This is a genomic window from Acetobacter sacchari, from assembly GCF_017377715.1.
GTDB classification, from domain to species: Bacteria; Pseudomonadota; Alphaproteobacteria; order Acetobacterales; family Acetobacteraceae; genus Acetobacter; species Acetobacter sacchari.
This window is the reverse complement of record NZ_JAFVMF010000001.1, coordinates 141216-165718: the sequence shown is the minus strand read 5'-3', so window position 1 is coordinate 165718 and position 24503 is coordinate 141216. Positions and strand designations below refer to the sequence as shown.

General features: G+C 61.8%; 22 protein-coding genes and 1 riboswitch. Of the genes, 13 read left to right on the top strand and 9 right to left on the bottom strand.

Features of this window, described 5'->3' with window-relative positions:
- Positions 1–47: 47 nt before the first annotated feature.
- The 5 genes from J2D73_RS00715 to J2D73_RS00695 all read left to right on the top strand — a co-directional run bounded on the left by J2D73_RS00715 (position 48) and on the right by J2D73_RS00695 (position 7648).
- Entirely contained in the window at positions 48–851 is an 804-nt protein-coding gene (locus tag J2D73_RS00715; RefSeq protein WP_207878431.1) for an NAD kinase, read from the top strand.
- 291 nt (positions 852–1142) lie between these two features.
- Complete coding sequence (locus J2D73_RS00710; RefSeq protein WP_207878429.1) at positions 1143–2843, top strand: Hsp70 family protein; 1701 nt, start codon at positions 1143–1145, stop codon at positions 2841–2843.
- Entirely contained in the window at positions 2840–4171 is a 1332-nt protein-coding gene (locus tag J2D73_RS00705) for a J domain-containing protein (RefSeq protein ID WP_207878427.1), read from the top strand. The genes J2D73_RS00710 and J2D73_RS00705 overlap by 4 nt, the downstream gene beginning before the upstream one ends.
- Before the next feature lie 12 nt (positions 4172–4183).
- Entirely contained in the window at positions 4184–4993 is an 810-nt protein-coding gene (locus tag J2D73_RS00700) for a DUF1266 domain-containing protein (protein WP_207878425.1), read from the top strand.
- A gap of 441 nt (positions 4994–5434) precedes the next feature.
- Positions 5435–7648, top strand: coding sequence for a TonB-dependent siderophore receptor (locus tag J2D73_RS00695; protein ID WP_207878423.1), 2214 nt, complete (start codon positions 5435–5437; stop codon positions 7646–7648).
- A 302-nt stretch (positions 7649–7950) separates the two neighbouring features.
- Here the strand turns inward: J2D73_RS00695 and J2D73_RS00690 are convergent, their stop codons facing one another.
- Together J2D73_RS00690 and J2D73_RS00685 are read right to left on the bottom strand one after the other, a co-directional pair.
- On the bottom strand, positions 7951–9189 hold the full coding sequence (locus J2D73_RS00690; protein ID WP_207878421.1) for a cupin domain-containing protein: 1239 nt from the start codon (positions 9187–9189) through the stop codon (positions 7951–7953).
- 733 nt (positions 9190–9922) lie between these two features.
- Positions 9923–11050, bottom strand: a complete 1128-nt coding sequence (locus tag J2D73_RS00685) for a threonine aldolase family protein (protein ID WP_207878419.1) — start codon at positions 11048–11050, stop codon at positions 9923–9925.
- A gap of 60 nt (positions 11051–11110) precedes the next feature.
- Between J2D73_RS00685 and folD the strand changes: the two genes are divergently transcribed.
- A complete protein-coding gene (gene folD / locus J2D73_RS00680; protein WP_207878417.1) occupies positions 11111–12079 on the top strand; it encodes a bifunctional methylenetetrahydrofolate dehydrogenase/methenyltetrahydrofolate cyclohydrolase FolD in 969 nt (322 codons plus the stop codon).
- Between the two features lie 645 nt (positions 12080–12724).
- Here folD and J2D73_RS00675 read toward each other — a convergent pair.
- The 7 genes from J2D73_RS00675 to J2D73_RS00645 form a co-directional block, all read right to left on the bottom strand.
- Positions 12725–13390: a DUF4410 domain-containing protein gene (locus tag J2D73_RS00675; protein WP_207878415.1), complete on the bottom strand. Its 666-nt coding sequence runs from the start codon at positions 13388–13390 to the stop codon at positions 12725–12727.
- Positions 13387–13749: a hypothetical protein gene (locus tag J2D73_RS00670; RefSeq protein ID WP_207878413.1), complete on the bottom strand. Its 363-nt coding sequence runs from the start codon at positions 13747–13749 to the stop codon at positions 13387–13389. The genes J2D73_RS00675 and J2D73_RS00670 overlap by 4 nt, the downstream gene beginning before the upstream one ends.
- A gap of 37 nt (positions 13750–13786) precedes the next feature.
- Entirely contained in the window at positions 13787–14137 is a 351-nt protein-coding gene (locus tag J2D73_RS00665) for an EF-hand domain-containing protein (protein ID WP_207878411.1), read from the bottom strand.
- A 74-nt stretch (positions 14138–14211) separates the two neighbouring features.
- Positions 14212–14463, bottom strand: coding sequence for a hypothetical protein (locus J2D73_RS20610; protein WP_341534998.1), 252 nt, complete (start codon positions 14461–14463; stop codon positions 14212–14214).
- Positions 14464–14881: 418 nt separating this feature from the next.
- Positions 14882–15334 (bottom strand): periplasmic heavy metal sensor, encoded by a 453-nt coding sequence (locus tag J2D73_RS00655; RefSeq protein ID WP_207878409.1) that lies wholly within the window; start codon positions 15332–15334, stop codon positions 14882–14884.
- Positions 15334–15843 carry a hypothetical protein gene (locus J2D73_RS00650; RefSeq protein WP_207878407.1) on the bottom strand — a complete coding sequence of 170 codons (510 nt, stop codon included), beginning with the start codon at positions 15841–15843 and terminating at the stop codon, positions 15334–15336. The genes J2D73_RS00655 and J2D73_RS00650 overlap by 1 nt, the downstream gene beginning before the upstream one ends.
- On the bottom strand, positions 15840–16649 hold the full coding sequence (locus J2D73_RS00645) for a sigma-70 family RNA polymerase sigma factor (RefSeq protein WP_243429506.1): 810 nt from the start codon (positions 16647–16649) through the stop codon (positions 15840–15842). Before J2D73_RS00645 ends, J2D73_RS00650 begins: the two co-directional genes overlap by 4 nt.
- Here J2D73_RS00645 and J2D73_RS00640 point away from each other — a divergent pair.
- From J2D73_RS00640 to J2D73_RS00610, 7 genes are all read left to right on the top strand, one after another.
- Positions 16648–17316: a DUF4410 domain-containing protein gene (locus tag J2D73_RS00640; protein WP_207878406.1), complete on the top strand. Its 669-nt coding sequence runs from the start codon at positions 16648–16650 to the stop codon at positions 17314–17316. The genes J2D73_RS00645 and J2D73_RS00640 overlap by 2 nt on opposite strands.
- Positions 17313–18692, top strand: coding sequence for an ATP-binding protein (locus tag J2D73_RS00635; protein ID WP_243429505.1), 1380 nt, complete (start codon positions 17313–17315; stop codon positions 18690–18692). Before J2D73_RS00640 ends, J2D73_RS00635 begins: the two co-directional genes overlap by 4 nt.
- A 597-nt stretch (positions 18693–19289) precedes the next feature.
- A riboswitch (FMN riboswitch) is annotated at positions 19290–19451 on the top strand.
- 93 nt (positions 19452–19544) lie between these two features.
- Positions 19545–20636, top strand: a complete 1092-nt coding sequence (gene ribD / locus J2D73_RS00630) for a bifunctional diaminohydroxyphosphoribosylaminopyrimidine deaminase/5-amino-6-(5-phosphoribosylamino)uracil reductase RibD (protein ID WP_207878405.1) — start codon at positions 19545–19547, stop codon at positions 20634–20636.
- Positions 20621–21238 (top strand): riboflavin synthase, encoded by a 618-nt coding sequence (locus J2D73_RS00625; RefSeq protein ID WP_207878404.1) that lies wholly within the window; start codon positions 20621–20623, stop codon positions 21236–21238. Before ribD ends, J2D73_RS00625 begins: the two co-directional genes overlap by 16 nt.
- A gap of 20 nt (positions 21239–21258) precedes the next feature.
- Entirely contained in the window at positions 21259–22551 is a 1293-nt protein-coding gene (gene ribB / locus J2D73_RS00620) for a 3,4-dihydroxy-2-butanone-4-phosphate synthase (RefSeq protein ID WP_207878773.1), read from the top strand.
- A gap of 158 nt (positions 22552–22709) precedes the next feature.
- Complete coding sequence (gene ribH / locus J2D73_RS00615) at positions 22710–23192, top strand: 6,7-dimethyl-8-ribityllumazine synthase (RefSeq protein WP_207878403.1); 483 nt, start codon at positions 22710–22712, stop codon at positions 23190–23192.
- An 87-nt stretch (positions 23193–23279) separates the two neighbouring features.
- On the top strand, positions 23280–24278 hold the full coding sequence (locus J2D73_RS00610; RefSeq protein ID WP_207878402.1) for a lysylphosphatidylglycerol synthase domain-containing protein: 999 nt from the start codon (positions 23280–23282) through the stop codon (positions 24276–24278).
- Positions 24279–24503: the final 225 nt, after the last annotated feature.

Below are 24503 nucleotides of genomic sequence, written 5' to 3'. Positions count from 1 at the left end.
CCGCACGCCGATGGCCCCGACGCCGCAATACAGGTAGACTCAGCGCAATGAGCCTCGACCCATCCGCCTTTCCTATTCTGCGAGATCCCCCGACCCGGCTCTGTTTTCTGGCGACGCAGACGCCTGTCGCGCAGGAGGCCTATCAGCGCCTTGTCGATCGCTACGGTGATTGCGCGTTTGACGATGCGGAGGCGGTGATCTGCCTTGGCGGCGACGGCTTCATGCTGGAGACGCTGCGGCGGGCGACCGGGCGGTGCATCCCTGTTTACGGCATGAACTGCGGGTCGGTCGGCTTTCTGATGAATCCGTTCGACGAAGATGATCTTCCGGCTCGTCTGTCCGTCGCCCAGCTTGCAATGTTGCACCCGCTCATCATGCGTGCGGTCTGCGCCGATGGAACCGAGCACGAGGCCTATGCGCTGAACGATGTCTTCCTGTTCCGGCAAACGCGGCAGGCAGCCAAGATCCGCATCGACATCGACGGGCGCGAACGTATGCCGGAACTGATCTGCGACGGCGTGCTGGTCTCCACGCCCGCGGGCTCAACAGCCTACAATCTTTCGGCGCACGGCCCCATCGTCCCGCTGTCGGGCAACCTGCTGCCCCTCACGCCGATCAGCGCCTTCCGGCCCAGGCGATGGCGTGGAGCGCTTCTGCCGTCGACGGCGGAGGTCACGTTCACGGTGCTTGAGGCGGAAAAACGGCCGGTGGCGGCCGTGGCGGATTTTACCGAGGTGCGTGACGTCGTCTCGGTGACGGTGCGAGAAAATCGCGAACAATCCGCAACGGTGCTGTTCGACCCGGGGCAGAATCTCTCCGAACGCATCATCACCGAACAGTTCTCCGCGTGATCGTCGACACACGAACGATTGCTCACAAAATGTGTTGCTGAGCACACGTAGCAAGCAGGCAACTGCCGCCACCGTATCCGCGTTAGGGCATATGAGGATGCGTGGCGGCGGCGTTTCTTCAGACGAACAGCCGAATCGAAATGTTGCGCCGGACGCCCTGCAAGCGACCGGTTTGAGTCGTGGGTAGAACGGTTGTCAAAGTGCACAGCGGATGCTTGAGTTATAGCCTCTTCCGGTCAAAACAATCATGACGAACGGCCGGGTTCGCGATTCATTGCTGAAGAGCACACGGTGATTATCGGGATAGACCTCGGAACGACCAACAGCCTGGCCAGCGTCTGGAAGGACGGCAGGCCTGTGCTCGTGCCTCAGGCGCATGGCGGCCATCTTACGCCATCGGTCGTCAGCGTCGACAGGAACGGTGAGATACTGGTCGGGCAGACCGCGCGCGAACGGTTGACGACGCATCCCGACCGCACCGCTGCGGCGTTCAAGCGCATCATGGGAACGGCACGCACGGTGACGCTTGGCGGACAGACATTCCGCCCGGAGGAACTGTCGTCTTTTGTTCTCCGCTCCCTGAAAGCCGATGCGGAGGCTTTTCTGGGCGAGCGGGTGACCGAGGCAGTCATCACCGTGCCCGCGTATTTCAACGACACGCAACGCAACGCAACGCGGGCCGCAGGAAGGCTCGCAGGTTTGAAGGTCGAACGCCTGCTCAACGAACCGACTGCGGCCGCCCTTGCCTACGGGCTGCAGGAGCAGGAGGAGGACGGGAGCATCCTCGTCTTCGATCTTGGCGGCGGCACGTTCGATGTTTCGGTTCTCGAACTGTTCGACGGCGTCATGGAGGTTCGCGCAACGGCCGGGGACAATTTCCTCGGCGGCGAGGACTTCGACGACGCGCTGATCGGCTGGTTTCGGGGTGAGACCGGCTGGCGGGCCGATCCGCTGTCCGCCACGGGGATCGTAGAAATCGCACGGCTGCGGGCAGCTGTGGAGCAGGCTCGTCATCGGCTCAACACCGAGAGTTCCGTTGAGATTGCTCTTCGCAGCGACGCCGGAAATTTCGACGCCACCCTGACGGCGAACGAATTCGCGGTCATCACCGCCCCCCTGCTGGAACAATTGCGCCGCCCTGTGGAGCGCGCCTTGCGCGACAGCCGCATACAGCCGAGGGAACTCAGCCGCGTCGTGCTGGTGGGCGGAGCGACACGCATGAAGCTCGTGCGCAGCCTCGCCGCCACCATGTTCGGACAGTTTCCATTGCAACAGATCAACCCGGACGAAGTGGTGGCCTGCGGCGCCGCGGTGCAGGCGGGCCTGAAAATGCGCGACGCCGCGCTGGACGACGTGGTGCTGACCGACGTCGCGCCCTACACCCTTGGCATCGAAGTCTCTGAAACCGGCGCCTCCGGTTCCGCCGCCGGACGATTGTTGCCGATCATTGAACGCAACACCGTCGTGCCCGTAAGCCGCGTGCAACGCGTAACGCCGACCAAGGACTATCAGGGCGGTGTCGAGGTCAGGGTGTTCCAGGGCGAGAGTCGCCTGGTCAAGGACAACATTCTTCTCGGCAAGCTTCAGATGATGCTTCAGCCCCGCCCGGCGGCGCAGCAGGCCATCGACGTTCGTTTCACCTATGACATAAACGGCATTCTTGAAGTAACTGCGCAGGACGTCGAAACCCAGTCGATCGAACGGCTGGTGATCGAGGAAAACCCAGGTCTTCTCAGCCAGGAAGAAATCGAGGAGCGGCTGGAGGCGTTGGCGGAGATCAAGATTCATCCGCGCGAGGAAGTGCCAACCCGCCTGCTGCTGGCACGGGCGGAAAGGCTCTATGAAGAAACGCTCGGCGCGACGCGCGCGTCTCTGGCGACCGAAATCGGCCTGTTCGAGCGCGCCTTGACGGCGCAGGATCGTCAGTCGATCAACGACGCGGCGGACCGGCTGAAAGCGGCGCTCGAATCTCTCGCAGCGACACCCCTGTGACTGGCGAGCGACACGCGCCGGGCGGACGCGACTGCTGGTCAATCCTTGGCATTGACGCCACCCGGGACGAACGGGCGATCAAGCGAGCCTACGCCCGGCTTTTGCGATCAACCAACCCGGAAGACGATCAGGAAGCGTTCCAGCTTCTGCGCGCCGCTTACGAGTCCGCCTGCGTTCTCGCGCGCCTGCCGAACGCAACGCCTGAGCCCGAAAAACTCCCCGGCGAACCGCCGATCGAGGAATTTCTCGAGAGTTTTGACTCCTTACGCCGAACTGGCAATGCCCAGGTTGCAATGGCGTTGCTGGAGCAGACCATTCGCGACATCCCCCCCCGGCCCGGCCGGAGCGACGGGCTCGAATGGGCGTTGTTCGGGCGGCTTCACCCATTCCTGACGATCTCAGCCGGACTAATTCGCGCTCTTGCGGATCGTTTCGACTGGCGCGACCCAGCATCGCTACCCGCACGACGTGAGCCCGAATGGCACAGGGCGCTCCTCGACCGTCTCGAGGCGGAAGATTGGCTGGACTTGCTCCAAGATCCAAAGCGCCACCCTTATGGGCAGGCCGCCGCGATTGCGCTCGCCACGTCGGAGAACCTGTCGAAGCTGCTGCCGTCTGGCGGGCGACTGGATGGCGCAGAGCGCGCCCGCGCTCAAGCGCTGTTGCGCGACGCCTGGGACCGCCGCCGCTTTCTACATGGCCGCCTTTCGCCGGCGGCGCTTGCCGCTCTGCGAACCGCCGTGGAAGGGCCGCCGGTGCTTGCAGCGCCCCTCAATGTCGGGCGCGGCCATCTGATCGACGCCGAGACTACCGCAGGCTCTCTGGAGAACCGGCGGCGCCTCGTCCTTCCGCCGATACCGATAGCCGCTGCGGCGGCCTGCGTGTTTCTTGTCGCCTCATCATTTTTCGGCGCATTTCTGCTGCACAGAGCACCCGAGGCCCGGCATACGACCGTCGTCGCCAACATCGCCCCTCCTGCTGCCTTTGCAGTAGATGCACCGGCGCGCGCTCGCGCGGCTCTCGAGCGCCAGAACGTGCGATGGACCACGGTGACACGTCGGTTTGACAGGACAACGGTCTGGTTTGCGACGCTGGTCGCCAATCGGGCCGCTCTTTCAGAAGTGCGGTATGGATTCGATACGGAAGCGCCCAATCTTCTTTTTCCACTGCCCGCGGGCGGCAAGGACCAGTGGCCGCAACCGCTGGCGCCTGGGGCCGAGCTATCGGCTCGCGGTCCTGCATCAGCGAAAAGCGTCTCGGTTCAGCTGAAATTTCGTGACGGGACGCTGTCCGAAGTGCGAACCTATCTCGTAAGCAACGAGATCTGACGGGAAAACGCGATGCTGCTCAGAACCGCGACCCCGAAGCTGCGCTTCGCCCTTCCCACCGGTCACCCGGAGAACGCGCAACGCGCATGGGCGCTCGCCATGGGAGCGCCGCTCGTCGCGAGCGAAGGGTATGCGCTGGACGCGCTGACACAACCCGAGGCGCCGGGGGCCGCCACGTTGAAGGCGCGCGTCGCCGCCCGGATGAAGACATTCTGGAGCGTGCAGGATCGCCGGACGCTGATCGCCACACTCAACTGGCTGGGACGGGAGGGACATCGCGTCGGACACATGGCCCGGTTGACCGATTACAGCGTCAGCCCTCTGCAGAACATCGCTGAGCGGCGCAAGGAACTGGGGAAAACTGCTGATTACGACGAAGACGCCCGCGCCGAACTATACCGGATCGACGCGCTTCTCAGCGATCATCTCGGAATGCTGAAAGCCAAATTCCTCGCCTTCGACACGGCCCGCGCCGTCATGCTGGTCTATGGCGGCCGACTGCATGACTGGCTGAGCGAAGACGAATGCTGGCCATATCTTTTCGACATGGCCCGTGACGTCCAGCGCACCTACGAATCATGGAGCGATTACGCCGAAGATTTCCTTCGCGGCAGAAGTTTCTGGAAAGGCGCTGAGTTCAGCGAACGCAATGTGGTCGACCGGCTGACCCAGAAACTGCTTTCGACCCAGCACAGCCCCTGGCGCCTGATGTGGGAGCAACCGTTGCCGCCGCAGGTCGCGTCGGCACGCCTGCGGGACGTATCGGAGCCTATTTCACAGGGCCCCGTCTGGTGGCTGGAGAGGGCTGGCGACGCCCTCTGAAGTCATCGCCTGTAATACTCGACGGCGATATCGACGCCATAATACGCAGCGTGATCAGATACTTTTTTTAACAAAAAACCGAAAATCGATTCATCAGGCCAATTCATCGGCCGCCCTGAGCAAATCCGGCACCGCTAATCGAAAGGCTAGGCTCCAATTCAGGTTTTCGGAAAATTTTTTCTGGATTCCCCTTTTGATGGCTACGCATGGACCCCACGCATCGTCCGTTACGACGGAGCTCTTGACCCAAACCCGCGGGCTCCAAGCTAAGGAGCGAACTTCTTACAACGTCGAGATTTTTCACTCACGTAATCAGCCAAATCTGTTCGCGTGACGCTTCCAGGCCACAAATCGTAAGCCTCATATCGCTTTAGTTGCGCACGTATTGCAAATGACTCGCACTATCGTTAGAACCCCTGCGAAATCAGGCAGGAGCCAGTCATGATATCCGGCGGACACCGCGCACGAGTTCTTTTTCTCATCTCCCTGTCGCTGTGCGTAGGCGGCAAGGTTCGTGCTGCGGACCAGAAATCACCGCTGCCTGTAACAAAAACGACCGCCGACGGCGGAAAGTCCGCGCGAAAGCCTACAACGTCCGGCGCTCAGGCGACGACAGTCGAACAGGTAAAAATCCGTGGAAAAAGGTCCGCTACTGTCGCGTCCTCCGCCACCAAGACGGACACTCCCCTCGTAGACACAGCACAGTCCGTAACTGTCATCTCTCGTGATGAGATGGATGTGCGGGGCGTCCTGTCCCTCAATCAGGCCGTGCGTTACGCGGCGGGAATCACCCCGGATCTGCGCGGCGGCATCGGCACGCGTTACGATCAATACCTGTTACGTGGCTTCAGCATACCCAGTTTTCTCGACGGACTGAAGCTGCAGGACAGTCCGACGGGTTATGCGGTTGCTCAAACCGATACGTCTCGTCTCGATCGTGTGGAGATTCTCAAGGGACCGGCCTCTGCGCTCTATGGACAGTCCAGCCCCGGCGGTTTGGCCGCGCTATCGAGCAAGCTTCCGACGGACCAGCGGTTTTATGGCGGCGTAAACGCCACTGGCGGCATGTTCGACCTCTATCGCGTCGACGCCGACGTGGGGGGCTACGCTACCGATAACGGCTTTGTACGCTACCGGCTTTATGGAACGGTGAACGGACAGCACACCCAGTTGTCCAAAACAGGAAGCCGTCGTTTTTCCATCAGCCCGGCTTTCACGTTTGGCGGCGACGGGCCAACCACGCTGACACTGCTGGGGAATTACCAATACGACCCCGAAAGCGGCACGTATGGCGGCGTACCGCTGGTCGGGTCGCTCAAGCGGGCGTCCTTCGGCTATCTGCCGCGCAACTTCTATGACGGAGACGTCGGCGTAGAAAAATTCAACCGCAAGCACGGCTCCTTTACGTATATCTTCAATCACCGATTCAACGACGCGTGGAGCTTCAGTTCGCGTGGACGCTACGACGATATCAAAGTCATCAACCGCAGTGTCTATGACGCCGGATATTATGACACCCCGGACACCGTTCCCAGATACGCCTATGGTACGAACGAACACGTCCACAATCTGGCGTTCGACAGCCAGTTCAAAGGTCATGTGCGCACCGGCCCCCTGACGCACACTATGATGTTCGGCTTCGACTATATGTGGCAAAGCGCCTCCGAAACTTATACGTCCGGAGACGCCCCTGATCTGAACGTGCTGCATCCGGATTACCACATGGTTTTCCCGGCCCAACAGGTCGGCGCACGTTACACGGCTGATTCACATCAGATCGGCGCTTATGGTCAGGACGAGATTCACTGGCGTAACCTCATCCTGACAGGGAGTCTGCGAAACGACTGGTACCGCTCCCGGCAGATAGAGCATCTTTCAGGATCAGATACTCGCGAAAGCCCGAGTCAGATCACGTGGCGTGCGTCAGGTCTCTATCATTTCAATTTCGGTCTTTCTCCCTACATCAGCTATTCAACATCCTTCCAGCCACAATCAGGGCTGGTTTCTAACGACGGCGGAGCCACGCTCCGTCAGGCCGACCCGTCAATCGGCAAGCAACTTGAAGGCGGCGTCAAGTATCAGATTCCCGGAACGCAGGTTCTCTTGACGGCGGCGGGATTTCACATCGAGCAGACCAATGTTCTCGTCGCCGTCGGCAACCTTGGTTACAGCACCGAGAGCGGGAAGGTTCATTCCGATGGTTTCGAATTCGAAGCCCACGCGGATCTCTACAAGAACCTGTTAATCACGGCCGCTGTGAGCGTTCAGAAGGTTCGCGACGATTCAACGGGAAAACCTCTGATCCAATCTGGCAAGGGCAACGCGTCGTTGTTCGCGTTCTACACCATGCCATCCGGCCCAGCAAAGGGGCTGGGGTTTGGCGCCGGCATGCGTTACACCTCTAAAGCCTATGGCGGCGAAGCGACTTACGGAAGCGTCTGGGTTCCGCAATATGCCCTGTTCGACGGATCGCTACGTTACGATCTGTCGAATCTGTCCCGCTCGCTGCGAGGGTGGACTGTCGGCGCAAGCGTCCGCAATATTTTTGACAAACGGTTTGTCTCGAACTGCTTGGCCTACGCCTCTTACGGGCAGGAGTTCTGCTACTACGGCGAACGGCGGAACGCGCAGGCCACTATCGGATTCACGTGGTGAAGCCATCATTTTCGAAGCCCGCCTGACTGGACGCGGTTGCCAGTCGGGCATTTTTCTCGCTCGGCCAGAGCACAGCATCGTCCACGGATCAGCGTGGTCAGATAATGCTTTGCGCCCAGAACAAGACAAAAGGTTTTTGCGACACGAGGTGCAGCGGGATAGATTTTTCTTCTCAGCCGCGTGACGCCTCGCAACAAACATGTGGGATGGGAGCCAGTAGCTGTCTCCCGCTCTGTGAAAACAGAGTTTCCACAGAGCGCTGTGATGTAATGCTCACTACTCAGGACGCGAAGCCCTTCCGCTCAGATAGGCATGAAGTCAGGCTTGTTCGTCGGGAAGCGCTTGATCACATCCAAAGGTAGGTTGAGCGTCTGGGCGACCATTTCCGGCGGAACATGTGTCAACCAGTCGGTCAAGGTGACCTCGGCGAAGCGATCCGATTTGAAGACAGTCAAAACAACAAAGTCTTCGTTTCCAGTATTTTCTATATAATGTCCCAAGCTTTTCTTTATGTACCATATATCTCCCGGATTGAAGTCGGTCGTCTGAGCACGCGGCCCCGTGTTGAACACGGTCACCCTCGCCTTCCCCTTCAGGACGAGCGCCCATTCATCCGCATTGGGGTGCCAATGCATCTCTCGCAGAGCTCCGGGCTTTATGGTTTCCAGAGCCGACGCGATCGTCTTCGAAATCGGAAAATTGCGGCTATCGACAATCTGCGCTTGTCCGCCATTGCTCAGCGCAACCGGCTTGGAGCGCGACAGGCGATAGATAACCTTCTGTGCGCCCGGCTGAACGCGAGAGTTCTTCTGGTCAGTCGCAAGATCGCCGGGAACGTCCCCCTGGAAAATCCAAAGATTATCGAGCGGAATATTTTTGAAGGTGTCTGCTGGCACACCGAAATTTTTCGCCAGAACTTCCGGCGGCGTATGCGCCACCCAGTCGGTCAACAGCAATGTATTGAACTCGGACGACATGCCGTTATCGAAGGCAAGAACGAATTCAGCGCCGTCTGGCCCTAACCCTTGCAGAGAATGCGGGAGGCCGGGCGGAAAATACCAGATATCGCCTTGCTCGACGTCCTCGACGCTGGGCCGACCCTGCTCGTCCAGAGTGGTGATGCGGCATTTTCCGGCGATCATGAACGCCCATTCGGCCTGCTGATGCCAATGCATTTCGCGAATGCCACCCGCACTGAGGCGCATATTCACTCCGGATATGTCTTCCGAAATCGCGAAATCTTCCTGCGTCACCTCGCGCGCCCATCCGCCATTCTGGTAGCGTCTGTGTGCGTTGTTGAACGACGCCCAGAACAGGGGCATGCCGTTGACGTCCGTCGCGGGGGGATTCTGAAACGACGGGAATTGCGACGCGAGAGCCGGGTTCACAGGCCCCGGATCGGACAGGCTCGACGCCGTTTTGGCGTTGATTTTACCTTCCAGTGGACGATCGGGATTCCCGAAAGTGGCGGCGTTGGCGACGCCCGCCACACCGAGCAAACTGGCGGCGGACAGGAAACCGCGACGCTGTAAAGGATCCATGGGTCAATCCCCCAAATGTATTCAAGCACCTGAACCGTTAGCTGCGAAATTGACAGGGATCGATTATACTCAAGTATATGGGGCCGGGCGTTTACGCCGCTTTTCGCCACAAACTCGCCCCTAGAATGGGGGATGACGTAGCGACGACAGCAGTCGCCAACGCGATAAATTTTCCACAATTACAGTAATTTATCTATGATCGCGTCTGTGGTGTGAACCCGCAGCGTGCTCGCAGCGCGGTATTCTCGATCGGTCTCACGAACGTGATCTACGGCCGACAACGCCGCCGCCCGATGCCTGTTCCGACTGATAAATAAGAAACAGAAATTCTGAAAAATATCGGCCAATCGGATGTCCACCGAAGCATACCTTTGTGGACACACAGCGAAGACCACCGGGCCACCTCCGCAAGATAATCCACCCGAGCAGGCGTCAGACGTATCGAAATTACGCGGCGCCACGTTTCATGTGAGGTGCAGCCTCAAAGTTCATAAAATATCTGTGGACTCACGGATTTAGAGACAAAGCAGACCGTTTTCAATTTGCGAAGTCAAAACATCGAAGGACGAACAGTATTGTGAAAAAGCACTTCGATATTGGCTTACAAATAAAATCTCTTTTTCATTACGCAACACACATGCGCCCCGTAGCAATGCAGCCTCCGCTGACGGGCGGCGCCCCAGCGTGTTGCGGGTCCCCCACCTCGGCAGCCAAGCTGCGGCGCGGCCTGTCGCTATGCTACGGCGGACAGAGAGGCCAGCAACCCGTCAATATCGTCCGGCGTCGTGTCGTAACGCGTGACCAGCCGGATCAGCACGCCTTCGACGCCCGGCGGCGTCGTCCAGCGATAAAAATCGTATCCGGCCTGCTCCAGCCCCTGAACAAGGGGCTCAGGCAATACGACGAACACCTCGTTGCTCTCGATCGCATAGGGCAGCGTCGCGCCGGGCTGGCGCAACAGGCCTCGCGCCAGGCGCGAGGCCATCTCGTTGGCGTTGCGGGCGTTGCGCAGCCACAGATCGTCGGCGAACCATGCGAGCAACTGCGCGCTGAGGAAACGCTGCTTCGACCAGACATGGCCAGCGCGCTTGATCCGCCGCTCCATCTCCACTGCCCGAGCGGGATCGAAGACGATGAGCGCTTCAGCCGCCAGAGCTCCGTTTTTTGTGGCGCCCAGCGAGAGGATATCGACGCCCGCGCGCCACGTCATATCGGCGGGCGAGCAACCGAGATGCGCCAGCGCGTTCGAGAAGCGCGCGCCGTCCATATGCACGCCAAGGCCCGCTCCCCGCGCCAGATCGGTGACTTCGCGCAGGTGCTCCAGTGAGTATGTGGCTCCCCATTCCGTGGCCTGCGTGACGCTGAGAGCTGAGAGCTTGCTTAGATGGAAACCCCTGTCCGCGTGTCCATTGAGCGCACGCGCAAGCAACGCCGGATCGATGCGACCGTCAGCGGAAGGGAGCGGACGCAGCTTGGCGCCATGCGTGTAAAACTCTGGCGCGCCGCATTCCTCGTTGTCGATATGTGCGCTCTCGTCGCACAACACGGCGCCCCAGGGCGGACATAGAGCGGACAGGGCGAGCCCGTTGCTCGCCGTTCCCGTGGTCACAGGAAAGACGGCCGCGTCGGTTTCGAAAATCTCCGCAACCCGGGCCTTCAGACGCGTGGTCCAGGGGTCTGCGCCGTAAGAGGGCGTGGCCCCCACATTGGCCTCGTTGATCGCCGCCAGAATTTCCGGACAAACCGGCGCGACGTTGTCGCTGGCGAAGTTCTTGCGTATGTGTTCCCCAGCCTGACGGGCAGCCTGTGCGTCTGGGGCCGGGGCGTTGGCGGATATCTGTTCGCCGGTGTTCTGTTCCATCTCGCGCTTCCGCTTGTCCGTTCCATTTCCATGACCTGCCGCCTGAGCGAAAACCAGACCATGTCCGATTTCAGTTCGCCCGAATTTCCCCACGCCCGCAAGGCTGCGGAGCATCCCGAGGGCGGCGCCTCCGGCAGCGCCGCGGCAGGCCGTGAGAAACTGATAGATGGCAAAGCGTTCGCCACGGCGCTGACGAGGGAGACTGCCGAGCAGGTTCGCGCCTTCCACGCAGAGCACGGCGTCACCCCTGGACTGGCTGTGGTTCTGGTCGGCAACGATCCCGCCAGCGAAGTTTACGTGCGCAACAAGGCGCTGCAGACGCATCGCGCCGGTATGCGCTCATTCATGCACATGTTGCCGGAAACGACGTCCGAAGCCGCGTTGCTGACGCTGGTTGATCGGTTGAATCGCGACCCCGAGATTCACGGCATACTCGTGCAATTGCCTTTGCCCGCGGGAGTCGACGCCAGACGCGTGACCAATGCGATCGCGCCGGAGAAGGATGTAGACGGGCTGGGCGAGGTGAACGCCGGGCGGCTGGCGCTGGGACTGCCCGGACTGGTCCCCTGCACCCCTCTGGGCTGCATGATGCTGCTGAAATCTGCCGTCGGGAAATTACGCGGCCTGAACGCCGTTGTCGTCGGCGCATCGAATCTGGTCGGCAAACCGATGGCGTTGCTGTTGCTGAACGAGGGCTGCACGGTTTCCGTCGCCCATATCGATACGGTCGACCCGCAGGCGCTGGCGCGCACGGCGGACATTCTGGTCGTCGCGACCGGCCATCGTGCGCTCGTGACGAAAGACTGGGTGAAACCCGGTGCGACAGTTATCGACGTCGGCATTACGCGCATTCCAACGGACTCCGGGAAGACGAAGCTGGTTGGCGACGTCGCGTTCGACGAAGTGGCGCCAGTCGCTGGCCGGATCACCCCTGTGCCGGGCGGCGTCGGGCCGATGACGATCGCGTGCCTGCTTCGTAATACGTTGACGGCGGCGAAGATGTCCGTGGCGTCGCCCGACGTCTTCTAAGAGTTTTGGGCGCTGAAGCGGGGGGGCATTACCTGTCGGAATCCGGGGCCCTCATTCGCACTAAAAAAAACGGGCGGGACCGATTTTTTGGCATTCCGATCGCGCGCGCAGGCGTTAAGTTTACCTGTGAAGCTTCTTCGGTTTCGACCAGTTTTTCTGCAATACCTCCCGGATATTTTACTCGGACCGATTTATAGTGAAAAATATCGCAAGATATTATAGAGTTTTGTCATTATTATTTCCAAATAACGTCAAGAAACGTTCTCTGAAGGAAATATATCAGAGAATTTTTGGCATTTCGTTTTTCGGTAAAATTTTTTCCAAGACCTCGAAACAACCAAGGGTAACAGGATGTTTCAACACCACAAAGCGTGACGCGATACGCTGTCACATCCCCGGTGCTCGCTAAATCCGGCAATGGAGAAAGTTTCTACACACTGACGGAAACCATATCTGGCGGGCGATAGTTCCACTTGCGGAAAGCGCATACCGAGTCAAAACCGCTTTGTTTTCCGCATTTGGGACAGGCTGACCTTAATTTGCTCAGGTCGAGAAATACACACAAACGAAACGCCAATCACATCGGATAAGTCGGCGTGCAAAACACCCCTGAGGGGGAGTGCTCAAGGGTTGTTCCTGTGCCGATCAGCTGGGCGGCAGCCATCCAGTCGTCCGGTAGTATTCCACCATTTTCCTGACGATTGCCTTTACGCTCCGGTCCGCATCCTCGTGACTGTCGCTCAGCGCCTCCTTTGCGATGGCCCGCGCGCTGTGAACGCCAAGCCCGATCGGATTCCAGGCGCTGGCGATAACGCCGGGCATCGAGCCGCTATCCGCCCTGACGGTAAAGTCAAGGAGATCCGCCGATTGGGCGCCGCGTTCGTCATACAAGACGACGTGAGATTGCAGGAGGCTTTTACCTGTTCCGAACCCCACCAGTTCTCGCGTCCAGGCGTTGCCGGTCTGAAGCGAGCCAATATCGACGACAAGCGCAAGTCCATCGCCGTTCGGGTGAGGCGTGGCTTCTGGCGGATCGGCAACATATGCGACAATACAGGCCTCTTGCAGTTGTTTCGCCAATCCGGCTGCGAGAGCCTGCATATTGCGGTCTAGACGTGCTGCGTTCTGTGTTGTCTTGGGCATGGTCGTTGTCACGGTCACAGCGACCGGCGCAACAGGTCGCCCGTCGTTCACCGTCGCAGGATTCTGGACGTGGGCGCCGGCGCAGGATGTAAGAATCAGGACAATCCCGGCTACCGGAAATCGTCCAGAGCATGACAAGGAAAAGTTTTTCCGAAAAAGAGCGGTCATGGCAGCGGACGCGCCGGGTAAACATAGGAGGGAGCAGGCGCCACGATGATCGCCGGAGGATACACGACCGGCCTCGGCGCCACATAGACCGGATAAGGGTAGCCGTAAGGATAAGGCTGCGCCGCTGCGCGGATCGCCGCACCGGTCGCGACGCCCGCCGCGACAGCCGCTGCGCCACGCAGGGGCGCGTAACAACAGGATCCCCACATGGGATGTACATAGGGACCGGGCGAGTGCACCGTGGTCACGCCGCCGCGCGGCCCCCAATAGGTCGCAGTACCAGCCTTCGCCGGAGCCACAAACGCGATAGCGGCCACGATGCTTGCCACGGCGCCAAGGGCATGGGAGATTTTAGTCATTACTTCCTCTCAGGATTTAATTTTTTCTGTTTTGTCTTCAGGATTGAGGGCGCCAGTCCTCGAGGGTCAGATACCCTTTGCCGTTGACGTCCATTTGCGCGAATTTCTCGTCGAGGCGGGCTTTCTGTTCGTCCGGCGTAAGACGATTGAACATGACGGCGCGCATACCGCCGGAAGATCCCAGACGAATTTTCACGAATGCCTCGAACTCCTCTTCAGAAATTCGTCCATCGCGATTTGTGTCAGCGCTCCGAAAACTCTCCGTCCTCTGATCCCGAGGCCCGTCCTGGGCCTGAACGACGTCACTGAGGACGATCCCGGCCACACCCACGGCGAGAGACAGGAAAAGCACGCGGGCCGCCGCCGCCCGGTTGAAAAAGTCGGACATGGAAATCTCCGTTCGATTATCTGCTTGTGTTACGAACGGAGAGACGGAGTGCGACACTCCAGACGCAAATTTCATTAACCGGCGGGAACTGGGTACATGACGACTGGCGGTGGCCAGGCGACAATGGGTGGCGGCGCATAAGCCACCGGCGGCGACAGTTGTTCGCCGTGACCGACCATGCATTGGGCATACGTGCCGTCATAACGGTCCTGGAGCATCTGGCCGGTTTGCCGCGCGCGTCCCGCCCCTGTGAGCGCACCGAGCAGAAGACCGCTTCCTGCGCCGATCGCGGCGCCGTTGCCTGCATTACCGACGGCGCTTCCGATCAGGGCGCCCGACGCGGCGCCGACGCCTGTGCCGAGGATCGCGCTTTTCAGGCCGCTCCTCGTCGCGCCTCGTGACGGCGTCCCGCCGGTCTACGTCTGCGCGTAGAGCCGGCACCGGGCGTCATTTTTCTGGAATATGAAGAAGTTTTCCCCCGGGCGCGGCATGATCGTGATTCCTGGCGCGACGGGAGCAGGTGCGGCGCAGGCCATAAGCGCCAGAGCGCCGCACAGGGAAATAATGTTACGTCCGCTTGAGAAAAACGACGTCCGCGTCAAAGACTGTTTTCGAGGCATAAGGGCCGGCCACCAGAGCTGAAGAAGAAACGTGGTCGCGCTTGCGACCATGCGTTCTACGAATCACAGCAAGGGAGTCCCCCCGGGCAACCAGACCGTTCGATCTTTTTCCTGAAACGAGGTTTCAGAGATCCGGTCGCGGGTGTGGTGCGGCGTTGAGAAGCGCACGACGCCCCGCCGGAGACAATCGGCCCATAGCGTCAACAAGAACGTCGCTGAACGTACCGACGAATATATTCCATGCTGCCTGCCACTGTCGCATGGCCGTCCGTGTCGCGTCCGCGTCGAACGTCGGCGCCTGTAACTGCCGGTCGATTTCCTTGCGAGCCCGCGCGAGGTTTTCCTGCGCCTGCGCGTAATGTGGCGCTTCCTGACGGATTACTGTGCGAAAAGCCTCGGCGTCCCTGGCGTCGAGTTGGGCGGTCACATGCTGCAGGACACGCATGAGAATGGGCGCCCTGTCTTCACGATGGCGCAGATATTGCCCGCCGATGACGGCGACAAAAAAGAGATTCAGCAGAAGCGAACCGATGGCCAGCCAGCGGCGCGGTCTTCCGTTCGTGTTATAAAAGATCATCACCCGCCACCACTTACAGGAACGACAAGAAGCGCGTTGAGCAGATCGCCCGGACCACCGGACGACTGGATCCACCCCAGCCACAGGCCGCTCGTCACGGCGCACACGCAGCCGAGCGCCAGCCCTGCCCGGCGAAAGACAGCGAGCCCTCCTGATGTCGTCACCCAGACGGGCAGCACGACCAACCGATCGGGCGCGAAACTGCGCCATCCGCGCGATCGAATTTTTGTCGCGGGTTGCCCGGCGATGCGCCCCGCAACACCCGCGCGAAGGCGCGCCAGCGCGGCATATTCGTCTTCCCCGGCCCGCTGCGCGCCAAGCTCCACGTCCTGAGCGTCGAAAGCACGAGCGATGACCGTGTCGATGCTCCGCTGTTCTCTAAAGATGCCGCGAGCTTCGGCTGAATTCGCGAGAAGTTCTTCCGCCGGATCACGATCGACGGCAGGCCAGCGGGAAAGGTCCGCCCCGTAGCTACGCGCCAGATATCGAAATCTTGTCTGTGTCATCATGGGTTTCGTCCTCCTTCCACGCTCCCGTCTCTTCCCAGCCTGTCCCGCAAGAACGTCCGTCCGCGAGCAAGCAGCCGCTCCACCGCCTTGGCCGAAAGTCCCATGCGTCGCGCCGCTTCAGCGCCGGACAGACCTTCGTCATACACCAGCGTCATTGCGGCCCGCTGTCGCGACGGCACGGCCTGAAGCGCCGCGACGAGCGCATGCCGCTGCTGCGCCGCCTCCAGACGATTCTCGGCCGATGGCCCCTCATCGACCATGTCGAATTCGTCGGGAAGCGGCTCCAGCTGGCGCTTGCGGCTGAGATCGATGCTGAGATTGACGATGATCCGATAAAGCCATGTGGTGAACCGGGCGCGCGATCCATCGAACTCCCGGGCGTGACTCCACGCCCTTACGAAAGCGTCCTGCACCAGATCCTCCGCCGCCTCCGCGTTGCCGGTCAGGCGGCTGGCCATCCGCAGTGCATAAGGGCCATACCTGACCACGATCTGGTCGAAGGCGTCACGATCACCCAGCCCCGACCAGCGCAGGAGATCGTCATCGGACGCTTCCGCATGGCGCCGACGTTCAACGGTCATCGACCGGACTTCCGTTCTTACGCGGTGCGGGACGACACATTCGACAAGCCGCACGCCGACCATCCTGTTGAAGCGCCATCCCGTCATGCCATTCCGCCGTGTTCCGCTACTGGCGATGATACGGCGCGCGACCTGCCATCCCCCGGCGGCGACGCACAATTTTTCGTTGGCGTTCTGCTGCGGGAAAAGCGGGGGAACCGGCCTTACATGCCGTAACAATGACATGACCCATGCATATCCCGACGCGGCAATCCGTAGAAAGAAATTCGTCGAAACCGCCAGCCTGCTCGCATTGCTGACCCTTGGCGGCTGTGCGGGAACAACGGTAAGCCATCGCGAGCCCGGCGCGGTGGCTCCATTCGCGGCGCTCCATTCGCCGGATGTGGTGTTTGTGGAGGTGACGGGACCGGACGCCTCCGCCTCGCGTGCGGACGCCACCCTGGCCTCCAGCCTGATCCCGGCATTAAGACAGGCGGGCGTCCCTGCCGCATTGCAAATGCCTGGAGCCCCGGATCCGGGGTCTCCGATCCTGCGCGTCACACTTGCGCGCGTCGATGCCGGCAATGCGCTGGAACGCACGATGATCGGCTTCGGCGCTGGACGATCCTCGCTCTCCGCCCGTATCCGGCTCGACGATCCACGCCGCGTCGATCGCGCGCCTGCGACAGCGTTCGACGTCAACGCCGACAGCGGCCGCAGACCCGGATTGATCCTTCCTGCGGCTGTAACGCTTGGAACGGCGGTCCCGATCCATATGGCGATCGGAGGCGGCCTCGACCTGCTTCTCGGCCGTCGCCGGGGAACTGATGCAGATCTGCGCAATGCGGCGCGTGCTATCACGCGAGAAACGCTCGCCTGCTACAAGGCGATGGGCTGGAGCGTGGAGGCATGAAAGTTCCCCATCCGCGGTCGCTACGGGGACAGATGGCGCTTCTGCTCGGCGGAAGCTCGACCGCCATGCTCGGGGTGGCGCTGGCGGCGCTCCTGACGCTTCGCGCCGAAGAGCCTGCGCCGCCGCCCGGGGCGTGGCCCGACGCCATCGGCGTCGCCAACGCGCTGCGGGCGATCAAGGCCACTCGCGAAGCCGACCGACCCGCCATGGCCTCAGCACTCTCCACGCCCGACCTGCCCATTGTTCTGGACACAGACGCTCCTTGTCGACCGCAAGCGGAACATCTTGCGACACGAAGCTTGCGGCGCGCTCTTTATGCGCTGGAAATCCCCGACACCTGGGCGCCACTCGTCATGAATTGCGTGGCGGACGGCTGGCCGCCCGGGTTCACCCATGTCAGTTTCGAAAGTCTCCGCGCGACTTTTCTCGTGCGCAACTACGCCCGCGTCCACGGATCGGGCATGCTGCTGGCGACGTTGCCGATAATGCTCTGGATCGGGACGATCGCCGCTGGCGCGGCCGTGCTGCTGCTATGGCTGGCGTGGTATGTCCGCCGTCCGCTGGGCCTGCTGGCGGACGCCGTCGCGCAATACGAGGCCCTGGGCCGCTCCGCGCCGATCCGGGAAGCCGGGCCATCCGAAGTCCGGGGCGTCATTCACGCCTTCAACGCTCTCCAGGAGCGTCTTGCGCGATCGGCCGAAGCGCGTGTCTGCGCGCTCATGGGAGTCGCGCATGATCTTCGTACGCCTGTGACACGTCTTGCGTTGCGGGTGGAGATGGGCGGCGAATATGCGGACAGGGAGGGCATGAGCCGCGATATCGATTTGATGAAACGTATGCTGGACAACGCCATGTCGCTGTTTCGGGGGCATGACGAAACCGAGGCGTGGGAAATGGTGGATCTGGCTGCGATCGCACGGGAAGTCAGCGCAGACTTCGCCGCCGTGGGCCGGGCAGTACGGGCTAGGCCCGGACCGCCGGTGCTTTTGCGTTGCCAACCTGTGGCTATGACGCGGCTGTTCGGCAACCTTCTCGAAAACGGGCGCCGACACGCGAGCACCGTGTCCGTGGTTGTGGACGAGGAGGATGGCGAGGTCGTGATCGAGGTCAGCGACGATGGTCCGGGAATGTCGGTACGACAGCGCCGCTCCGCATTTATGGAAATGTCGCGGAAAATTCCGGAGTATGGCGATTTTGACGGACATCTGGGCCTTGGTCTGCCGATCGTCGCGAAGATCGTGCGCGAGCATCACGGACGCATGGCGCTTCTCGATGCGAAGCCCTGCGGTCTGGTCGTAAGGATTGTGCTGCCCTGCGCCGGAAGCGGTGGCGCGGGACAGCCCGACATGTCGCGCTCCGGCGTCATGTCTTGCTGATCGTGTCGGGAAAGTTTTTCGCGACCGGAGTTCTTTCGAAAATTCACAGCTGTTTTCTGGAAAATTTACCGAAAGATCTGGCGATGGCGCTCCACCGGATAGACTGCACTATGGCCTGACAAGAAGCGCGATATCCTGAATGCAACGGTCTTCTGAATGGACAGTCTGAAGGAGAAGTCGGGATCTTACTGTGCGGCTTGATATCCGAACGGCCTCTGCTCGCTGCATGAGAGCAGGGTGTTTGAAGACCAAAAATCTCAGATGTGCGGGACCGCGCTGCCGGAGGCAGCCCCCGTGCATTCACTGCCGCGTGGAATAGCCAGAATAGCGTCCCCACCAACAAACGCCGATCTGATGTGTTCGTGAATACGACCGAACCGCAGCCAGATACCTGTAGCGTGAGTTATAGTCACACCATCATTTGAGAAAAATAATGACTTCCCTTGAAAACGACTTACCCGCGCGGGGCGGGGCCTTATTCCGGCGCATTGCGCGAAAACGCCGCAGCGGTCCGCCAGACGCGCGATGAGCACACCCCTTGCAATCGTGAAATTTTATCCCTCATATAATTCCAGCGCCAGTCGGAAGGCTGGTTGCGGACGTTCTCAGGGCGGGGTGAAACTCCCCACCGGCGGTAAATCGAGCCGTGCGCAAGCACGACCGAAAGCCCGCGAGCGCCCGCCGTGTTTGCGGCGGGGTCAAGCAGATCCGGTGTGAATCCGGAGCCGACGGTCATAGTCCGGATGAGAGAGAACGGTGGATCGAAGCGCGTGCTCCGCAATGCGGGGGGCGTGCGCCCGTCCATATTCGCCCTGAGACGCCCGTGGTGTGTTGACCAGATGGCGGACGGGGATGACAGCGTTTCAGACCGGACAGCAGCGTGACGATACGGCGATTGCGGCGGGTTTCCGCGCTGCCATCGACGAAGCGCGCCGTTTTGTCGGCGCGACGGCGCCCAATCCGCCGGTCGGCTGCGCATTGCTTGATCGTGATGGTGCGATCCTCACGGTGGCCGCTCATCACAAGGCGGGCACATTTCACGCCGAAGCGCGTGCGCTGGCGCAATGCGCCGAACTGGGACTGACCGATCGTATCCACACGGCGGTCGTGACGCTCGAACCCTGCAACCATACCGGTCGCACCCCTCCGTGCTCCGAAGCGCTGCTTGCCACCCCGGTGGAGACCGTGTGGATCGGTTGCGCCGACCCCAATCCGCGCGTGGCGGGCGGCGGCGCGACGCGGCTAACGGCGGCTGGACGCACAGTGCGATGGCTGTCTGAAGCGACTGCGCTACCGGACCAGAGCGCATTGTTGGCGCAATGTCGGGGCTTGATCGCGCCGTTCGTGCACTGGGCGTCCAGTCGGAGAACATGGTTCACGGTGAAACAGGCCGTGGACTCTGCGGGTTCGATGATCCCTCCCGCCGGGAGCACAACATTCACCTCCCCCGCCGCGCTCGATCTGGCCCACGCGTTGCGTCGTGCGACCGACGCCGTGGTCACCGGGATCGGCACCGTGCGCGCCGACCTGCCCGGACTCGACGTCCGCAGGGTCGCGGATCACGAGGAGCGACGCCGCATCCTGCTGGTCTGCGGACGTCGCGACAATGCTCCCGTCGCATGGCTGGAGCAGGCCGAACGTCGTTTCGACGTGCGCTTCTGCGCCGCTGTCGATGACGCTCCGGCCATGCTGGCCGAGGCGGGCGCGCTTTGGGCGCTTGTCGAGGCAGGGCCGACGCTCCTCGCCGCGATGCGCGCCGGAGACGTTTGGGACGACTGGCTGCGCATCGAGCGACTGGCTGCGGGCGGCGAACGGCTGACGGTCGCAAGCCGCCATCGCGACACGCCGCTGGCGCTGTTCGCTGATCGCGGTCTCGATTTCGTCGAGCCCGCCGAGATCGATCAGGTTATCAAGGAAGAGGACGCCGCATGTTTTCCGGCATAATCGAGCATCTTGGCGGCGTGGCCGCCGTTCAGTCCGGCAACGCGTCGTGTCTGCTCGACATCGACACCGGCATCACCGACGTGGCTCTTGGCGAAAGCATCGCCGTGAACGGCGTGTGCCTGACCGCGACGGAGTACGACGCGAACGGCCGCGTGCGCTTCTTCGTCAGTTCCGAGACGCTGGCGCGCACCGCCCTGGGGCGGCTCTCCCAAGGAGGCCGGGTCAACATTGAACGCGCAGTGACGCCGTCGACGCGGCTCTCAGGTCATATCGTGCAGGGCCATGTGGACGGCGTCGCACGACTGGTCTCGGTCGAAGACTCCGGAGACGCCCGACGGATCGTCTTCGCCGTCCCGGCAGCCCTGCGCCGTTACATGGTCGAGAAAGGCTCCGTCACGCTGGACGGCATCAGCCTGACGCTCAACGAGGTCGGCGCTCCCGGAGAGGGCGGCGCCGAAGCCGATACGTTTCATATCGCCCTGATGATCATCCCTCACACCTGGGACCACACCACTCTGGGCGCGCTTTCATCGGGCGATCCGGTGAACGTCGAAGTGGACGTGATCGCGAAGTATGTGGAGACACTATGTCAGTATCGCTGAATTCCGCGTCGCGTCCCGAAATGCCGGAGACGCTGGCGCGTGCGGTCGAGGCCATCCGGGCCGGTCGCATGGTGGTGATGGTCGATGACGAGGATCGCGAGAACGAGGGCGATCTGGTCATGGCCGCCGAGTTCATGACGCCTGAAGCCATGAACTTCATGGTCACGCACGGGCGCGGGCTGGTCTGCCTGCCGATGACGCCCGAGCGTGTCGCGCATCTCGACCTGCCGATGATGACGCGCGTCAACACGGCGCCGCGCAGCACGGCGTTCACCGTGTCGATCGAGGCGCGAGAGGGCGTGACGACCGGCATCTCCGCGCATGACCGCTCCCGTACGGTGCTCGCCGCCGTAGCGCCTGACGCGCAGGCTGCGGACCTTGTCTCACCGGGACATATCTTTCCGCTGCGGGCGGCTCCCGGCGGCGTTCTGGAGCGTGACGGCCACACGGAAGGGTCGATCGATCTCGCCCGTCTCGCCGGATGCAGCCCCGCCGCCGTAATTTGCGAGATCATGAGCAAGGACGGCTCGATGGCCCGGCGTCCCGAGCTTGAGGACTACGCCGCCCTGCATGGGCTGGTGATCGTCTCCATCGCCGAACTGACCGCCTGGGTGCGCGAACACGGCACCACGCCAATCACCCCCGACGCCAGAACGTCGCTCGCTGCGGCGCTACGGTCGTCGCGGGCGGACGCTGTGACAGCCGAACTGGCTGAGGCAGCCCTGCCGAGCGCGTTCGGCGGAGAAAAGCTGGTCATCCACGCCTTCCGCGACACGGACGGCACGGAGCACGTGGCGCTGGTGAAGGGCGATTTGTCCGCGCCGGGAGCGGTGCCGCTGGTGCGGCTGCACTCCGAATGCGTAACCGGCGACGCGCTCGGTTCGCTGCGATGCGACTGCGGCCCGCAACTGCGGGGCGCACTGGAGGAGATCGGTCGTTCCGATTGCGGCGCGCTGCTCTACATTCGCGGGCATGAAGGACGCGGCATCGGACTGGGCAACAAGATCCGCGCCTACGCATTGCAGGACCAGGGGCTGGATACCGTCGACGCCAACCACAAGCTGGGCTTCGCGACAGACACGCGCGACTGGGCGGCGGCGGCGTCGATCCTGCGCGACCTTGGCGTCGACACGCTCGATCTGCTGACGAACAATCCGCAGAAGGTGACGGCGCTTGAAGAACGCGGCTTCACCGTGCGTCGACGCGTCGGGCTGGAGATCGCGGCGAACCCGTTCAACCGGGCTTATCTGGACGCCAAACGGCGACGTCTGGGTCATGTGCTGCGCGCTGAATCGGTCGGCGCGGCGGACTGACCGTCCGCACAAGGCTGGAACCCTTCTTCTTTCTCAGGCCGGCGGCCAGCGCGCCGTCGTCCAGTCGCGGGGAGCCTCACTCGGTCGACCATCAGCGCGTGACAGAATGACGCCCCAACCGTTGCAATTGTCTTAATTCACACACGACAGGAAAAGTTATGAGCACGCGTTCTCCCGCCTCCGTCCCCAACCTGAATTTGTCCCCGGCGCCTCGCCTCGCGCTGGTGGTCAGCCGTTTCAACGAGGACGTGACGGGCGGCTTGCGCAACGGTGCGATCGAATGGCTCGGCGAGCATGGGATCACGGTCGCCGACGACGATTTCTTCCCTGCGCCAGGCGCCTTCGAGCTTCCGCTTCTGGCGCAGGCCCTCGCCCGCACCGGGCGCTACGAGGGCGTGATCTGCCTCGGCTGCGTCATCAAGGGCGATACGGCGCATTTCGAGTTCATCAGCCTCGGCGCGACTGTCGGAATCATGCAGGCGTCACTCGCGACGGAAACTCCCGTCGCGTTCGGCGTTCTCACTACCTACACCGAACAGCAGGCCGTCGATCGCTCCCGTGAAGATATCCATAACAAGGGGCGCGAAGCGGCCGCTGCGTGCGTGGAATCGATTGCACTGTTGCGACGGATCGCCGGATAATCGGCATATCGAAAAGGATCGCCCCCCGGGTGGCATCGATCCTGCGCCGGTATCCGCTGCTAGTTAAGGGGGGAGGCCCACCTGACGATGAGGCGCTTGACGGTCCTGGCCGGAATTCTTGGCGTCGGACTGACCGCGTGGATGCTGGCCCAGTTCGGGGCGGCCGCCACATTGACCCTTGTCGCCGCCGGGGGCTGGGGCGTTCTCTTTGCGATCCTCTTCCATTCCGTTCAGGTCCTGCTTTCCGCCCATTCGTGGCGTGTCATCTCCGGGCGCCGGGGCGCTGACGTTCAACTGCGTGATTACGCCCTGCTCCGTTGCGTGCGGGAGGGTGTGAACAATTTGCTTCCCGTTGCGCAGATCGGAGGAGAAGTCGCATCGGCGCGCCTTCTTGGTCGTCGGGGACTTGGGCTTCGGCACGCGGCGGCAGCCACCATCTGCGATCTGACCATCGAGTTGCTCAGTCAGGTTGCGTTCACCGTCGTCGGCCTTCTGATCCTCTTTCTCCTCGTTAAACGCTCGACAATTACCGACGAGCTGATGGAGAGCGGCGGCGTTGCGCTTCTCATCGGAGTCGCCCTGTTCGGTAGTCAGTGGTTCGGCGCGATTTCCGTCGTCGAGAGACTTCTGGTGCGTATCGCAGCGCATCTGGGCTGGAGCGGCGTCGACGGCATCCGTGGCCTGCACGACGAAATCATGTCTCTCTACCGCGCGCCCCGCAGGGCGATAATCGCCGGGTGCGCGCAATTTGCCGGATGGTCACTGGGTGCGGTCGAGGTCTGCATCATCCTGCATTTTCTAGGCCATGACCGTTCTCTCGCCACCGGTTACGTGATTGAAAGCGTCGGACAGATCGCGAAATCCGTCGCCTTTGCCGTCCCTGGAGGGCTGGGCGTTTCCGAAGGCGGCTATGTGCTCGTCGGCGGTCTGTTCGGTCTGCCGCCGACCGTGTCCATCGCCCTTTCGTTGATCAAGCGACTGCGCGAGATCGCCTGGGGCCTGCCTTCGCTCGCGGCATGGCAATATCTGGAACACCGCTGGCGACCGGTGGGCGCCGCGCCGCCTGTAAGCGCGCGCGGCGGATAGGGTCGAGCCCATTTACGTCGATCAGTCTTCGCGTCAGGTGTGACGGCCTGATTTGTGACATCTTTTCGCAGACACGCCTGTCGATAATCCGTGGTCTCTGCGAGGGATGATTGCAGACCGGCCGACCGACGGACCCGCTTCGCCCACGGCGCGCCAACAGACGAGCGGAAGAGGACACAATGCTTCAACGCAACATACCACGTGCCGTCGAGCGCCACATGCAGT